A 15233-nucleotide genomic window follows, 5' to 3' on the forward strand; every position below is an offset into this window, starting at 1 on the left:
TTATCTTATGTGAACTAGTTCATTTACGCATGGCCGTGTTATTGCCTAAAGTCAGTTTAGAACGATATCGGGAGGGTTCTTTTGACTGCCAGTATTGGCGCGGTGTTACTTATGCTTTGCCTTTTTCAGGTCAAGCACATGTTCGCTGACTACTACCTCCAGACACCGAAAATGCTCTCTGGCCGAGGCGAGTATTTTCACTTGGGACGCGCGCAGCACGCAGCAGTACATGTTGCGGGCTCTGTTATCGTGTTTGCCGCGTTTGGCGCTCCGGTATTGTTCATCCTGATTGTCGGACTGCTTGAATGGGTCATTCATTTCAATATCGATTTCTTGAAAGCTAGCTATTCAGACAAGAAACAGCTTGAGCCGACGCAGGCCGCGTTCTGGCGTGCGGCTGGGTTAGACCAGTGCCTGCACAACCTGACCTATGTGGCGATGGTCTGGGCCTGGGTGACTTTCGCGGCAACGTAGCTCGAACCAGGATATGCCGTCCGATGCGCAGCCCGGAAGCTATGCGCCTATCCTTCGGCCGGTCATAGCGAGGCAAGCTGTTAACCTGCCCCGCTCGACTTTGATCGATGCCAAAACCCGACTAGCCCAGAACCGAAAAACTGCTTTCCTCATTGATCGGGCGCTTGCGTGAGTAAAAGCCCACGTTGATGGTCCGTTTGATATAAGGCAGTTCGAATTGCAGCGGTTCCGCGTCGTGATCCGCTCCGCCTTCGCAATATGCGATCAGGGCTGCCATCATCTTACCCGCAATCGGTGCATTCTTATACTGGTTCCCGCTGGATCCGCAGGCCATGTAAAACCCCGGCAGGCTGGATTTGTCATAGATCGGAATCCAGTCGGTTGAGGCATCGTAAAGGTCAACCACACCACGCGTTTTCGATGGGATGCCAAGGGAAGGCACGCGCTGCGCATATCGCATGGCCTGTGTGGTCCATTGATCCGTGAATTCGCGGTTGTAGGTGACGTCATCCTCGCACCATTGATGCGGATCACACTCCGGATCCTCTGATCCCACAAGGATGTGATTGCCGTGTTCCGGGCGGCAATAGCAGGCAATGTCGCTGTCCGAGACGATGGTTCCGTCGTTTTCAAAGTCGAACCCTTCCGGGGCAGGGACATGTACGACCTCTTGCCGCAGGGGGCGGGTTTTGATGGTCATGTCATCCAGAACGCCTGCCATCCCATTGATGATAGCCGAGCCCGGCCCGGCCACGTTCACGACAACCCTTGCGCGGATTTCTTCGCCTGAGGCAAGTTTTACACCGGAAACACGTCCATCCTCGGTCAGGATCTCGGTTACTTCGGCACTGGTGCGAACCTCGGCTCCGTGCTGTTTGGCAGCATCTATCAGGTTTTGCGCCGACAAGGCCGGGTCGGTGACGTACCCCGCCTGAGGCCAGTACACTCCACCCGACATCTTTCGCCCGTTGGGCTGGCCGAATTCCGGATCATCCAAACGGCGTGCCGGGGCAAAGCTGTCCAGCGAATAAACCGGCAGGCGTTCAACCACTTTTTCCCCCGACCATTCTTCGAACGGGCAATCCAGTTCTGATGAATTGCGCATGTGCTTTTCCAGCATCCCGTTCGCCTCGGTCTTCATAACCAGGCAGCCGGTTTCCCTGAACTGAGCCAGATTGGCCCCCTCCGGCAGTCCAAGATAGTCAGCCCAGTCGCGCCAGTAATGATAGCCTTCCCAGGCAAACGCCGTTCCATCGAAGGTGGAATAATGCATCCGGATGATCGCGCAGGACCCGGCGGTTGAACCGTGTCCAACCTGTGCGTTGCGATCCAGAGACAGGGTTTTCCAACCCGCCTTGGACATTTCGAACGCGATGGCCGCGCCGATCACGCCGGTACCGATGATGATTGCGTCTGGTTGACTCATGTCGGGTCTCCTTTCCAGTAGCGCCGGGAATATGCGCTGAATTCTTCAACTTCTTCGGGTTTCGGTTCGACGCCCGTAAAGGCGTATAGGTAATTCGGCACCATCGAGATCCGCGTCTCGAAGGGTTCGTTCAATTGTGCAAGGTCATATCCGATCTGCATGTAATACAGCACGCGCGCACGTGTTTCGGACTCAATCTCGGAATAGCCGTATCTGGCGAACATCGCGTGCAAAGCTTCAAGTCGCCGAGTGTCTGACTGGTCCAGCGCACGGCGTACTTTGCCCGATTTACGCGCCCAGTCGCGCACGGCAAAATCCAACGCGGTGTCAAACAAATCCGTATTGACCACACAACGATGCACGTTGCAGACCGCGCCCGTTATCGTGTCGGCTGGTGCTTCGGCCTGTTTTACAAGCGCAACCGTATTGGTCGCCTGCCACCGCGCCAGCAGTGCATCCAAAAGTTCCTGTCTGGACTTGAAGTACCAGTAGAAGGATGAGCGTGACACGGCCATCCGCTCGGCCAGGTTAAGAACCTTGATCTGGTCCACCCCGTCCGAAATCAGCACGTCCATCGCCACGTTCAGCCAGTCGTCGCGGGTCACCTTGATATTGCCGATCAGGGGCTCGGCTTCGGGATCGTCGCGGTGAAGGATAGGTTTGTTGTTCATTCAACTCTCCGGTGGCGCCCCGCCCTCTGCGGTGCGGCGTGCGATAAAGTCCTGCAAGGCACCAAAACGATCATTGTCTATGGCGGGGGCCTTGAAATCGTTCAGGATACCCTGCCAAACCCCCGTTGCACGTTGGTTGGCATCCGTCGATCCTCGCTCGGTCCATGTGCCGAAATTGGCGTAGTCATGGACATGCGGTTGATAGAACTCGGTGGTGTAGCGCTCCATCGTCTGGGGGCAGGCAAAGAAATGACCGCCGGGCGCGACCTCACTTAAAGCGTTATCAAAGCCGATCTCGGCAGGCCCCGCCTGCGCGCCTGCGCAAAGCTCGGCCACCATGTTCAGCACCTCGGCATCACAGACCAGCTTTTCGAAGGATACGGTCAATCCCCCTTCCAGCCAGCCCGCTGAATGAATGATCACAGTCGCGCCGGCCATCAGGCAACCCCAGAGGCCAAACTGGTTTTCATTCGCCGCCTGTACGTCGTTGCTGTTTGACGCCGACCCTGCCGCCGACCGCCAGGGCAGGCCAAGGTGACGCGCCAGTTGGCCTGCGGCAAGTGACGCCTGAAAATGCGAGGGCGTCCCGAATGCAGGTGCGCCGGATTTCATGTCCACATTGCTGGTGAACGTGCCATAACAGACCGGAGCGCCCGGTCTGGCCAGCTGCGTCAAGGTCAGCGCGGCAAGCGCCTCGGCATGGGACAGGGTGATTGCCCCGGCCACGGTGATCGGCGCCATCGCCCCCATCAGAGTGAACGGAGTGATGATCGACATCTGACCGTGGCGCGCAAAGTCGATCAGCCCTTGCGCCATGGGAATATCCAACGTGCGCGGGCTGTTTGTGTTGATGATCGTGTAACAATGCGCATTGCCCCGAAACTCATCATCCGACAGACCGCGCGCCGTGGACAGCATCTCAAAGCAATCCATGACCTGCGGCATGCCGCGCGAGAAGAGGAACGGAAACTTGTCGGTCAGTTCCATCTGCGCCTGTGTCGTGAAGTAGTGGCGCAAATGCGTCGGTACATCCTGCGGTTCAACCTGAGGCGAGATCATCTGGAACACATCGAAATGATGGGTGAGCTTCAGAAACTCCAGATAATCCTGACCCGTCGCCGGGCGACGGCCACGTTCCAGATCGGTTGCGTTCGGTGCGCCTGCCCCTGGTTGAAAAACCAGCGATCCCAGTTCCAGAGTAAAATCCCGATGCCGTGAACCGGCGCGACAAGCGATAGATTTGGGGGCCGAGGAAACAGCAGCCTCAACCATCTCGCGCCCGATAAAGACTATTTCACTGTCTTCATCCATGCGCGCACCACCCTGCTTGAACAGCTTGCGTGCCTCGGGAAGCAAGGTCTTTACACCCAACTCCTCGAGCGTACGCAACGCTGTCTCGTGCATGTTCGCGATCTGGTCAGCCGGGAACACCTCCATCAAAGGGAAAGGGTTCCTGAGCTGGCGATAGTTCACGTCGCGGCTGGGCTGCGGGGCAGCCTCGCCCCCTCGCCTTCGGCGTCGTCGGTCCGGAGCCGTCATGATCAGCCCCGCATCACTTTGCCCTGAGGGTCGTAAGGCGACGGTGCAATTACCCGCGCCGGACATTCCACACCCACCACATGGACAGACAGTTCCGTACCCGGGTCCACCTTGTCACGGTCAATCAAGGCCATCGCCAACGACTTGCCGGTATAGTGCCCGTAACCGCCTGAGGTCACAAAACCCACGCGTTCACCATTGGCCCAGACCGGCTCATACCCGCTGGCATCGGCGTCCAACGCATCGATTTCCAGTGTCACCTGCACCTGCACCGGGCCATTGCCATCCCGTTCGGCCAGAGCGGCCTTCTTGCCGATGAAATCCTTGTCCCAGTCGATCCAGCGATCCATGCCGGTCATGCCGGGTGTGTAAGCCTGCGTGAACTCTGCCGACCAGATGCCAAAGCTTTTCTCAAGCCGGGTTGATAGCATCGCATTGAAACCGCACTCGCGGATACCCTCTTCTGCACCGGCTTCCAGCAAAATGCGGCGCAGCTTGATGTGATCGCCATAGCGGCAGTTGATTTCATACCCTTTTTCGCCGGTCACCGACATACGAGCCACGCGGGCACGGACGAGACCGATGTCGAAATCACCGCAGCCCATGAATTTCAGACCCGAGATATCCTGTTCGGCCAATTTTTCGACCACCGCCTGCGATTTTGGTCCGACCACGGCGAACCCGCAATACTCCTCTCCCAGGTCGCGGACAGTGACCCCATCCGTCATATGATCGTTGAACCATCGCATATGCCAGGCGCGCAGGTAATAGCTGCCCATGATCCACCAGGTGCCATCGCCCCAGTTCAACACGGTCAGATCGCCTTTGAGCCGCCCGTCCTCGCCCAGCATCGGCGCCAGTTTGGCACGACCCGGGGCGGGCAGTTTCGATGCCATAACGTTATCCAGCCACGCTTTGGCATTTGGGCCCGAAACCTCAAAGCGGGAAAAACCCGTGATATCCATCAGGCCCACGCCCTCACGGATGGTCCTGCATTCAGCGGCCACGATGTCGTGCGCGTTCGAACGTTTGAGCGTTGGCGTTTCCTCGAACCCTTTGAGCGCGAAATACAGCGGCACCTCCAGATCCCAGCTGACACCCCATTTGCATCCGGCCTCGGTCATCGCGTCATGCGCCGGAGCCATCTTCAGCGGGCGACCCGCAGGCAATTGCTCGTTCGGGTAGGTCATCACAAAGCGGCGCGAATAGAACTGGCCAGTGGTTTCACGGATATACCGCTTGTTCTGTGCGAAATCACCATAGCGCGCCACATCCATCGGCCAGGCGTCCGCTTCGGGCTCACCATGGATCATCCATTCGGCCAGTGTTTTGCCAACGCCACCACCTTGCAGGAACCCGGCCATCACCGCGCAGGCGGTCCAATAGCCGCGCTTGCCCGGAACCGGACCGACCAGCGGGTTACCGTCCGGCGAGAACGTGAACGCACCATTGACCCATGTCTTGATGCCCACGTTCTGGATTGACGGATACCGCTCAAAGCCCAATGTCAGTTCGTTCTCGATCCGGTCAAGCTGTTCCTGAAACAGTTCCTCGCCATAGTTCCACGGCGCGCCATCCATCGCCCAGTGTTCGTGATCGACCTCGTAGATCCCCACCAGAACGCCCTTCTGGTCCTGCCGCATATAGGTGAATCCTTCTAGGTCCACAGTCATCGGCATCTCGAAATCCGCCTGCGCCACTTCGGGCACAGTGTCTGTGATCAGATAGTGGTGCTTCAACGGTGAGACTGGCAACTCTACCCCGGCCATACGCCCAACCTGCTTGGCCCAGAGCCCGGCCGCGTTGACCACATGTTCACAGGTGATCGTGCCCTTATCGGTCACAACCTGCCAACCATCATCTGTCTGGATCAGCTCTTCGACCTTGGTTTCCTCGAAATATTCGGCACCGCGATTTCTGGCCGCAGTCGCATAAGCCTGAACAGTGCCTGTCGTATCGATATACCCTTCGCGATCCGCCCACATCGCGCCCAAAACACCGTCGGTTGACATGATCGGGCAGCGTCTCTGTGCCTCTTGCGGGGTCAGCAGCTCGCAATCATCAATGCCGATGGACTGGAAGATGCGGTAATTAGCCTGCAACCACTCCCAGCGTTCAGGCGTACCGGCCAGCGTCAGACCACCGGTCATGTGCAAACCGATATTCTGGCCCGATTCTTTTTCGATCTCACTCAGTAGGTCAATTGTGTAGGCCTGCAACGAGGCCATGTTTGGATCCGCGTTCAGGGCATGGATACCGCCCGCTGCATGCCAGGACGATCCCGATGCCAGCCGCCGCCTCTCCAGCATGACCACATCCGACCAGCCGAATTTGGCCAGATGATACAGAACCGAAGCACCAACGACGCCCCCACCAATGACCACTACGCGATATTGGGATTTCATCCCGACCTCCCTGAACAGAATCTGGGAAGACGCTAGTGGCACTGTTCAGTTCTGTCTAGACATTTATGTACAGTACGGAATGCGAGAACTCCGCCGAATGCTTTGCAAACCTAAAGCTGGGCGCTTGGGCGGGCTTTCACGCTTTCAAACCAAACCTGCGTGTTCGTATTGCCGTCCGGTATCCGCATTTTAATGACGCGCGCGAAATCGACAAAAACAAAAGTGGATATATCCGCCAGAGTGAATACATCGCCCGCGACATACGCGCTTTGCATCAACCGCGCCTCCAGCAGTTCAAAAAACGACGTAACCCGTTCGCGCCCACGCTGCGCCAGTTCGGGGATCTGCGCATGATTTACCGTGCCGGGAATGGCACGGTCTTTGAATGCCGGATGGCTGTTGCGCAAAGCCTCAGCGATGGGTGCACCACCCTGCTGCTCGGCAATTGCGTTCCACATCAAGACAAACCCTTTTTCATCAGCGGTACGGCCCATTAAGGACGGCTCGGGGAAACGCGCTTCAAGATACGCGGCGATGCCAAGATTTTCGGTCAGGACTGCGCCTTCATCCGTTACCAGAACCGGGATTGTAGCCCGGGGGTTCACTGCACGAAACTCAGTGCTCAACTGCGCGCCCTCAGCAATCGAGATTTCGTGCGTTTCGATGTCCAACCCTTTTTCCGCGATAAACATGCGGGCACGGCGCGGGTTTGGGGCCGTAGAGCAATCGTAGAATATCATGCAGGCCCCTTCTCTCTGGTCAGCGCCGATAGATGAAACAGCGCCCTTCGACGGCACCCTCGGGCAACGGCATTTCCTCCAGCGCCTCGAAATACATCCGGTCGCTTGATACCATTAATCCACCCCGCGCCAGCAAGGGCTCGATAAACGGGGAAACAAGCCGCGCAAAGATGTCGTTCTTTTCGCGATTATGCCCCCCAAGGTCTGCATGAATCAGGCTTGCTGTCGGTCCAAACCTGTCGACCGCCGCTGGCAGCGTCTCGCGCACATCCCCCAAGATCACCCGATCCTCGGGCGGGGTTGAATCAGGGTGCGAAGCCACCGCGCGTTCGAACACAAAGACAGGGCGTCCATCGATATGCTGCACAAGATGATGATAGGTGCGCCCATTGCCCAGACCCAGTTCAAACACCGGGCCAGCCATGCCTGCCGTTTGCGCAATCGCGTGATCCAGGCAGGCGCGCTGCGACACCATACGATCGATAAACAAGTCCAGACGGCTTTGATTCTCGGACACTGGCAAATATCTCCTTGATACCAATCGAAAGCATAGGTGCCCCCGACGCCGCCTTAGATGACAAATTCTCAAGACTTTGTGTAGCGACGAAGCCCAAAGTTTCACATTTTCGCGACATTTCAGCCCAAGAACGGGTTTGACTAGACAGGCGGAACCGCGCGACACTGACGAAAAAATCACGGGGAGTTGAAACGACCGATGTCACCAAGCGGCCAAACGGTTGGAAAACCTGCATGAGAGCGTTGTTGTCTGTCAGAGACCTCAGCATCGGCTTTGGTGCGGGAAGTTCCGTGGTCACGGATGTGAATTTCGATGTCAAACCAGGAGAAACCTTGGCGCTGGTCGGTGAATCGGGATCGGGTAAAACCATCACGTGCCGGGCCGTCTTGCGGATTCTGCCGCGAACGGCGCAGATACGCAGCGGCACTATAACTTTGAATGATTCCAAGGGCACATGTAACCTGACAGCGGTCAGCGAGCGAGAAATGCGCGGCATTCGTGGCAATCGCGTTTCGATGATCTTTCAGGAACCTATGCGATCGCTGTCACCTCTGCACAAGATTGGGAATCAGGTCAGTGAAGTCCTGTGGCTGCATCGCGGGCTATCTGAGTCTGAGGCGCGCAAAAAGGTCCTGACGCAGTTCGAGCGCGTGGGCTTTCCAGATCCGCAGCGCGCCTATGACTCCTACCCGTTCGAACTGTCGGGCGGAATGCGCCAACGCGCCATGATTGCGATGGCCATGGTATCCAAACCCGAGTTGCTGATCGCGGATGAGCCAACCACCGCGCTGGATGTGACCACTCAGGCGCAGGTTCTGGGGCTGATCAAGGAATTGCAGCGCGAGACCGGCATGGCGCTTATTCTGGTGACCCATGATCTGGGCGTGGTCGCCAACATGGCCGAACAGGTTGTGGTCATGCACAAGGGCCGCATCATGGAGGCTGGCTCGGCCGCACCAATCCTGACCTCCCCCGCACATCCATATACCAAACAACTGTTTGATGCTGCACCGGAAATTCCAGATCAGGATGCTGTGGGTATACCGATGCCGGACGACGATCTGATCCTTCAGATGAAGGGTGTCTCCAAAACCTACACGATGCGGTCCAGCAAAGGGTGGCAGGCCGACAAGGAAATCTATGCGTGCAAAGGGGTAGATCTGAATTTGGCACGCGGCAAGACGCTGGCCATTGTCGGTGAAAGCGGATCAGGTAAAACAACAGCCGCGCGGATTGCATTGGGTGCAGAACTGCCCGATCCCGGCGGAGAAGTCCTGTTTCGCACCGTGCCGAATGCCGATCCCATCACAGTGCACAACATGACCCGCGCCCAGCGCACGGCGTTTCAGCGCAATGCGCAGATGGTGTTTCAGGATCCCTACAGCTCGCTCAGCCCGCGGATGCGCATTCAGGACGCGATGACCGAGCCGCTGGAAATTCACCGTATCGGAACAACGGCCGAGCAGCGCGACAAGGCCGCCGAGATGTTGCAGCGCGTCGGCCTGACAGCCGACATGCTGAAACGCTATCCACACGCCTTTTCGGGGGGCCAGCGGCAACGTCTGTCGATAGCCCGCGCCATGATGCTCGATCCACAGCTCATCGTGTGTGACGAACCCACCTCGGCGCTGGACGTATCTGTACAAGAGCAGATTCTGACCCTGCTGGAAAATCTACAGGACAGCCTGAACCTGTCCTATCTGTTCATCTCGCACGATCTGGCTGTGGTCGCGCGGATCGCCGACGAAGTTGCCGTGATGCGTCGCGGCCTGATCGTCGAGCAAGCACCCCCCGAAACTCTTTTCTACAATCCGCGCCACCCCTACACCAAAGCGCTGATTGCCGCTCAACCCGAACCCGACATCAATCGCCCGATCGACCTGCAAGTGGTTTCCTTGGGCGCCGGCGCGCCGGACAGTTGGGATGAAGCCTTTCGTTTCTCGGACACCGTGATACCCTCATTGGTGGAATTGGAACCGGGCCATAAGGTACGTTGCCATGTTTAAGACCACTCGCCCCCTGATCCTGGCCGCTTCGCTGGCGCTCATCGGGATGCTGCCCGCCACGGCAGAGACAATTCCGACGCCGCAGGAAAGCGCGTTCTGGAACGCGGAAGTAGAAGCGGGCAATCTGCCACCCGTTCAGGAGCGCCTGCCAGCGGACCCGCTGATTGTAGATCTGGCAGCAAAGGGTCGCGAGTTCGGCAAACAGGGCGGCACCCTGCGCACCATGATCACGCGGTCCAAAGATATCCGCCAGATGGTTGTCTATGGCTATGCCCGGCTGGTCGGTTTTGACCAGAACTATGAGATTATCCCCGATTTGCTGGCGTCGTTTGAAAACGAAGACGGCCGCAAGTTCACCCTGAAACTGCGCGAAGGGCACAAATGGTCAGACGGTTCTCCGTTTACGTCGGAAGATTTCCGCTATTGGTGGGAAGACGTTGCCAACAACAAATTGCTCAGCCCGTCAGGCCCGCCGGATTTTCTGATAGTCGAAGGCAAATCACCCACCGTTACCTTCCCGGATGAAACCACTGTGATTTTCGAATGGGAGGACCCTAACCCGGGTTTTCTACAATCGCTGGCTCAGGCAAGACCGCCCTTTATTTATCGCCCAGCAGCTTTCCTGAAACGATATCACGAGAAATATGCCGACCCCGAGGAACTTGCCTTTCTGGTCGACGATGCCCGCGTCAAAAGCTGGGCCGCGCTGCACAACAAGCTCGACAACCTGTACAAGTTCGACAATCACGAATTGCCCACGTTGCAACCCTGGCTGAATGCAAGTTCCGGCAAGAAAATCCGCCACAATTTCGTACGTAACCCCTATTACCACCGCATCGACAGCAAAGGGGTTCAGCTGCCCTATATCGATGTGGTCGAGATGGAGATCGTTGCCCCCGGTCTGGTCGCTGCCAAAACCAATGCAGGGGAAAGCGACCTGCAAGGCCGGGGTCTGGATTTCCGCGACGCTTCGATCCTGAAAAAAGGCGAGGCGCAAGGCGGCTACAAGACATTGCTATGGAAAACCGGCGTTGCGTCGCAAATCGCGATTTATCCGAACCTCAATTTCGAGGATGACGTCTGGCGCGACGTGTTGCGTGACGTCCGTGTGCGGCGCGCCCTGTCCCTTGCCATCGACCGCGAGACAATCAACCAGGCTTTGTATTTCAAGCTTGCGCATCCCGGCGCAATGTCGGTTCTGCCTGCCTCGCCCTTTTACGATGAAAAGAATGCCACCGCATGGGCCGGTTACGATGTCGGCCAGGCCAATGCATTGTTGGATGAGGTCGGCCTGACCCAGCGCGACAAGAACGGTATCCGCCTGCTACCGGACGGGCGCCCAATGGAGCTGGTGATCGAAACCGCCGGCGAGCGGCAAGAGGTTGAAAACGCCCTTCAGATCGTTACTGACACCTGGCGCGAGATCGGGGTCAAGCTGGTCATGCGCCCGTTGGATCGCGATATCCTGCGCAACCGGGTGTTTGCCGGCAACTCGATGGCATCGGTCTGGTATGGATGGGATGACGGCATCCCGCAAGCGCACACGTCACCGGCGTACCTGGCACCAACCGATCAGGTCTTCCTGGCCTGGCCGAAATGGGGCCAGTTTTATCAGACAGGTGGTGAAGCCGGGGAAGCCCCCGACATGCCCGAGGCAGAACGCCTGATGCAACTGGCCCATGACTGGGAGGTCGCAACTACCGATGACGAACGCAAGGAAGTCTGGACTGAGATGCTGAGAATCCACGCCGACCAGCTTTTTGCCATCGGTATCCTGAACGGAGCACCCCAACCGATTGTCGTGTCGAACCGTCTGCGCAATGTGCCGGAACAGGCCATGTGGGCATGGGAGCCCGGTGCGCATTTCGGCGTTCACCGCCCGGACGAGTTCTTTTTCGCCGACTAAGCAGGAGCAGCTAAATGGTCATGCTGCGCTATGCGGTGTATCGCTTTTTCACGATGCTGCTGACATTGTTGGTAGTCTCGGTCCTGATTTTCATAATCATCAACCTGCCGCCCGGTGATTACCTGAGCAACCAGATTGCCGAGCTTCAGGCCTCGGGCCAGTCAGCAGGTGTCGCCAAGGCCGAGTTTCTGCGCGCCGAGTACGCTCTGGATCGCCCCATGTGGGAACAGTACCTGATCTGGGTGGGCTTCTGGCCGGGACCGCACGGATTTTCCGGTCTGATCCAAGGCAATTACGGCTGGTCATTTGAGTTCGACCGGCCTGTATCTGAAATCGTGGGCGACACGCTTTGGCTGACGGTCGTCGTCAACCTTGCCGCGATCCTGTTTGTATATGCCGTTGCCCTTCCCCTGGGTGTTATTGCTGCGGCGCGATCACGGACGTGGATTGATTATACCTCGGCCTTTGTGGGTTATCTGGGGCTGGCGACCCCAAACTTCCTGCTGGCCCTGATCCTGTTCTACTACGGGCATCGGTATTTCAACCTGCCTATCGGCGGTCTGATGGACCCCCAATTCGAAGGTCAGCCGCTGAGTTGGGACAAGATGAAATCCATTCTCATCCACCTGATCGTTCCGACTTTTGTCATCGGAACCTCGGGCGCATCGGCGATGATGCAGCGCCTGCGGGCAAATATGCTCGACGAACTGGGGAAGCCCTATGTGGAAACGGCCATTGCCAAGGGCATGGCCCCGTCGCGGATGCTAACAAAATATCCGTTGCGCGTGGCATTCAACCCGTTCGTTGCGGATATCGGTAACCTTCTGCCATCAATGGTGTCAGGATCGGTTCTGGTTTCAGTCGTTCTGGGCTTGCAAACCATCGGGCCGACTTTGCTGACAGCACTGAAAACGCAGGATCAATTCCTGTCCGCATTCATCCTGATGTTTGTCGCGCTGCTGACGCTTATCGGCACGATGATCTCGGATATTCTGCTGGTGATGCTGGATCCCCGCATACGATATGAGGGGCGCGAAGCATGACCGATACTCCTGACAACCGCTACGTCGATGACGCGCCGTTTGATCCGCAGGCGTCGATACAGCAACTGGAACGCGCCGATCTGGATGCCCCCAACTGGGTGTTGGTCTGGCGCAAGTTCCGCACGCATAAGCTGGGTCTGATCTCGGGCATTTTCCTGCTAATGTGCTACCTGATGCTCCCATTTGCCGGTTTCATCGCGCCGTATGGCCCGAATGACCGGAACGGAGAGCATCTGTATGCGCCACCGCAATCGGTGAACTGGTTTTACGAAGGCGCTTTTATCGGCCCCCATGTTTTTCCAATCGTCGCCGAGGCGGATCTGGAAACCTTCCAGTGGAAGTTCGTCCCTGACACTGACGACCCGCGCCCGATCCGGTTCTTCTGTGAAGGGTCCGAATATCGACTTGCGGGTCTTATCAAGACAGACAGGCATCTTTTCTGCGCGCCGGATGGTGCCACCTTGTTCCTCTGGGGGTCCGACAGGCTGGGTCGCGATATCTTCAGCCGCATCCTCTATGGGGCGCAGCTGTCGCTGACCGTGGGGCTGATCGGTATTTCGGTATCATTCTTTCTGGGTATCCTGTTCGGTTCGATGGCCGGCTATTTCGGTGGCCGCATCGACTGGGTCATCAACCGGGTCATCGAAATTCTGCGTTCGCTGCCGGAATTGCCGCTGTGGCTGGCACTGTCTGCCGCCGTGCCATCGAACTGGAGCCCGGTTGCCGTATTCTTCATCATTTCGATCATCCTCGGCATCCTCGACTGGCCCGGGCTGGCGCGTTCGGTCCGTGCCAAGTTCCTGTCACTGCGCGAGGAAGAATACGTACGCGCCGCAGAAATGATGGGCGCAAGCTCGGGCCGGGTGATCCGTAAGCACTTGTTGCCGAATTTCATGTCTCATTTGATTGCATCAGCCACCCTGTCGATCCCGGCAATGATCCTTGGGGAAACCGCGCTGAGCTTTCTTGGCCTGGGCCTTCGTGCACCAGCGGTCAGTTGGGGTGTGATGCTGAATGACGCGCAGAACCTCGCATCGATCGAGATCTACCCCTGGACGGCAATCCCGATGCTGCCGATTATCGTGATCGTACTGGCCTTTAACTTTCTAGGTGACGGATTGCGCGACAGTCTGGACCCGTATCAGCAATGAGCCTTCTTGCCACCCTTCCCGCCGCCGACCGATATCGCAGGATCGGCACTGGCGCTCTGCCAAGTGCTTTTGCCGTTTCCGAACTGGCGACGGCCAGCTTTGCAGCCGTTGGGCAGGAAATGGCCCGGCTTTTGCAGGCGCTGAACCTGACCCAGAAAGCCCCCGAGATCGCCGTCGACCATCGGCTGGCATCGTTGTGGTTCGGCTATTCCTTCAAGCCCGACGGCTGGGAAATGCCAAACCTGTGGGATTCGGTCGCGGGGGATTACAGGGCGTCAGATGGCTGGATCAGGCTGCACACCAACCTGCCGCGCCATCGCGCGGCAGCGATGAAGGTTCTTGGCACCCCGCCAGAGCGTGAAGCTGTGACAAAAGCCGTCAGAACCCGGGCCATATCCGATTTGGAAACCGATATTGTGGCCGAAGGCGGTGTGGCCGCTGCCATGCGCAGCCGGACCGAGTGGCTTGAACATCCGCAGGGCCGCGCTGTATCGCGCGATCCGTTGATTGGTTGGCAAGGCCCCCGGTACGTCAAGCTACGCGAGAGGCCGCAGGCAACCCCTGCAAGACCTCTTGCCGGGTTGCGGGTTCTTGACCTGACGCGCGTTCTGGCAGGTCCGGTATCGACACGCACATTGGCCGGTTTCGGGGCCGAGGTTTTGCGGATCGATCCGCCCGGTTGGGACGAACCCGGCGTGATCCCTGACATTTCACTAGGCAAACACTGTGCTTATCTCGATCTAAAATCGACCAACGACATGGAAAGGCTGCAAGAACTTCTGCCCCAAGCGGATGTATTCGTTCATGGGTACCGGCCCGGCGCTTTGGACGCACTTGGCCTGACCCGCGCCAAGCGCGATGAACTGGCACCGAACAGGGTCGAGGTGACGCTGAATGCCTATGGCTGGCAAGGCCCCTGGTCGACCCGGCGCGGGTTTGACAGTCTTGTCCAGATGAGCGCGGGAATTGCGCATGCGGGCATGGAGTGGGCTGACGCCGACAAACCGACGCCATTGCCGGTTCAGGCTTTGGACCACGCAACCGGCTACCTGATGGCAGCCGCCGTCCTTTCCGCATTGGCCGAGGCCGCGTCGGGCAATTCCATCATGCATGCGCATCTGTCCCTTGCCCGCACCGCCGAGCTTTTGGCGGTTCTCGGCAAAGACGACGTCGAGGCAGAGACCATTACTCCGACGCCCACGGATTACTCTCCTGCGACAGAGGTTTCGGGCTGGGGACCAGGGCACCGCCTCAGATCAGCCCTCAGTCTCGGTGAAACTGTGCTGCAATGGGATTTACCGGCGTCGAAACTGGGCACATCTGACCCGGTCTGGCCCTTCGTTTCCAACTGACCT

At 57.9% G+C, this 15233-nt stretch carries 12 protein-coding genes; 6 read left to right on the plus strand and 6 right to left on the minus strand.

Annotation, left to right across the window (positions count from 1 at the left end; translation table 11 throughout):
* Nucleotides 1-111: 111 nt before the first annotated feature.
* A complete protein-coding gene (locus ACR0D9_RS10010) occupies nucleotides 112-474 on the plus strand; it encodes a DUF3307 domain-containing protein (RefSeq protein ID WP_480488349.1) in 363 nt (120 codons plus the stop codon).
* Between the two features lie 121 nt (nucleotides 475-595).
* Here ACR0D9_RS10010 and ACR0D9_RS10015 read toward each other — a convergent pair whose 3' ends face one another.
* The 6 genes from ACR0D9_RS10015 to ACR0D9_RS10040 all read right to left on the minus strand — a co-directional run bounded on the left by ACR0D9_RS10015 (nucleotide 596) and on the right by ACR0D9_RS10040 (nucleotide 7772).
* Entirely contained in the window at nucleotides 596-1900 is a 1305-nt protein-coding gene (locus ACR0D9_RS10015; protein WP_480488294.1) for an NAD(P)/FAD-dependent oxidoreductase, read from the minus strand.
* Nucleotides 1897-2571 carry a TetR/AcrR family transcriptional regulator gene (locus ACR0D9_RS10020; RefSeq protein WP_480488296.1) on the minus strand — a complete coding sequence of 225 codons (675 nt, stop codon included), beginning with the start codon at nucleotides 2569-2571 and terminating at the stop codon, nucleotides 1897-1899. Before ACR0D9_RS10020 ends, ACR0D9_RS10015 begins: the two co-directional genes overlap by 4 nt.
* Nucleotides 2572-4110 carry a trimethylamine methyltransferase family protein gene (locus tag ACR0D9_RS10025; protein WP_480538638.1) on the minus strand — a complete coding sequence of 513 codons (1539 nt, stop codon included), beginning with the start codon at nucleotides 4108-4110 and terminating at the stop codon, nucleotides 2572-2574. It abuts the gene before it with no gap.
* Nucleotides 4111-4112: 2 nt separating this feature from the next.
* Nucleotides 4113-6515 (minus strand): GcvT family protein, encoded by a 2403-nt coding sequence (locus tag ACR0D9_RS10030; protein WP_480538640.1) that lies wholly within the window; start codon nucleotides 6513-6515, stop codon nucleotides 4113-4115.
* A gap of 110 nt (nucleotides 6516-6625) precedes the next feature.
* Nucleotides 6626-7255: a glutathione S-transferase family protein gene (locus tag ACR0D9_RS10035; RefSeq protein ID WP_480538642.1), complete on the minus strand. Its 630-nt coding sequence runs from the start codon at nucleotides 7253-7255 to the stop codon at nucleotides 6626-6628.
* Between the two features lie 19 nt (nucleotides 7256-7274).
* A complete protein-coding gene (locus tag ACR0D9_RS10040; RefSeq protein WP_480538644.1) occupies nucleotides 7275-7772 on the minus strand; it encodes a class I SAM-dependent methyltransferase in 498 nt (165 codons plus the stop codon).
* 233 nt (nucleotides 7773-8005) lie between these two features.
* Between ACR0D9_RS10040 and ACR0D9_RS10045 the strand changes: the two genes are divergently transcribed.
* The 5 genes from ACR0D9_RS10045 to ACR0D9_RS10065 are packed head-to-tail and all read left to right on the plus strand — an operon-like array spanning nucleotide 8006 to nucleotide 15230.
* Nucleotides 8006-9778 carry an ABC transporter ATP-binding protein gene (locus tag ACR0D9_RS10045; RefSeq protein ID WP_480488302.1) on the plus strand — a complete coding sequence of 591 codons (1773 nt, stop codon included), beginning with the start codon at nucleotides 8006-8008 and terminating at the stop codon, nucleotides 9776-9778.
* A complete protein-coding gene (locus tag ACR0D9_RS10050) occupies nucleotides 9771-11684 on the plus strand; it encodes an ABC transporter substrate-binding protein (RefSeq protein WP_267363794.1) in 1914 nt (637 codons plus the stop codon). The genes ACR0D9_RS10045 and ACR0D9_RS10050 overlap by 8 nt, the downstream gene beginning before the upstream one ends.
* A 14-nt stretch (nucleotides 11685-11698) precedes the next feature.
* On the plus strand, nucleotides 11699-12727 hold the full coding sequence (locus ACR0D9_RS10055) for an ABC transporter permease (protein ID WP_267363792.1): 1029 nt from the start codon (nucleotides 11699-11701) through the stop codon (nucleotides 12725-12727).
* The gene (locus ACR0D9_RS10060) at nucleotides 12724-13878 is read left to right on the plus strand and encodes an ABC transporter permease (RefSeq protein WP_480484049.1); all 1155 of its coding nucleotides are present in this window, start codon (nucleotides 12724-12726) and stop codon (nucleotides 13876-13878) included. The genes ACR0D9_RS10055 and ACR0D9_RS10060 overlap by 4 nt, the downstream gene beginning before the upstream one ends.
* Nucleotides 13875-15230 carry a CoA transferase gene (locus ACR0D9_RS10065; protein WP_480538646.1) on the plus strand — a complete coding sequence of 452 codons (1356 nt, stop codon included), beginning with the start codon at nucleotides 13875-13877 and terminating at the stop codon, nucleotides 15228-15230. The genes ACR0D9_RS10060 and ACR0D9_RS10065 overlap by 4 nt, the downstream gene beginning before the upstream one ends.
* Nucleotides 15231-15233: the final 3 nt, after the last annotated feature.

The organism is Ruegeria sp. AK11 (genome assembly GCF_056541095.1).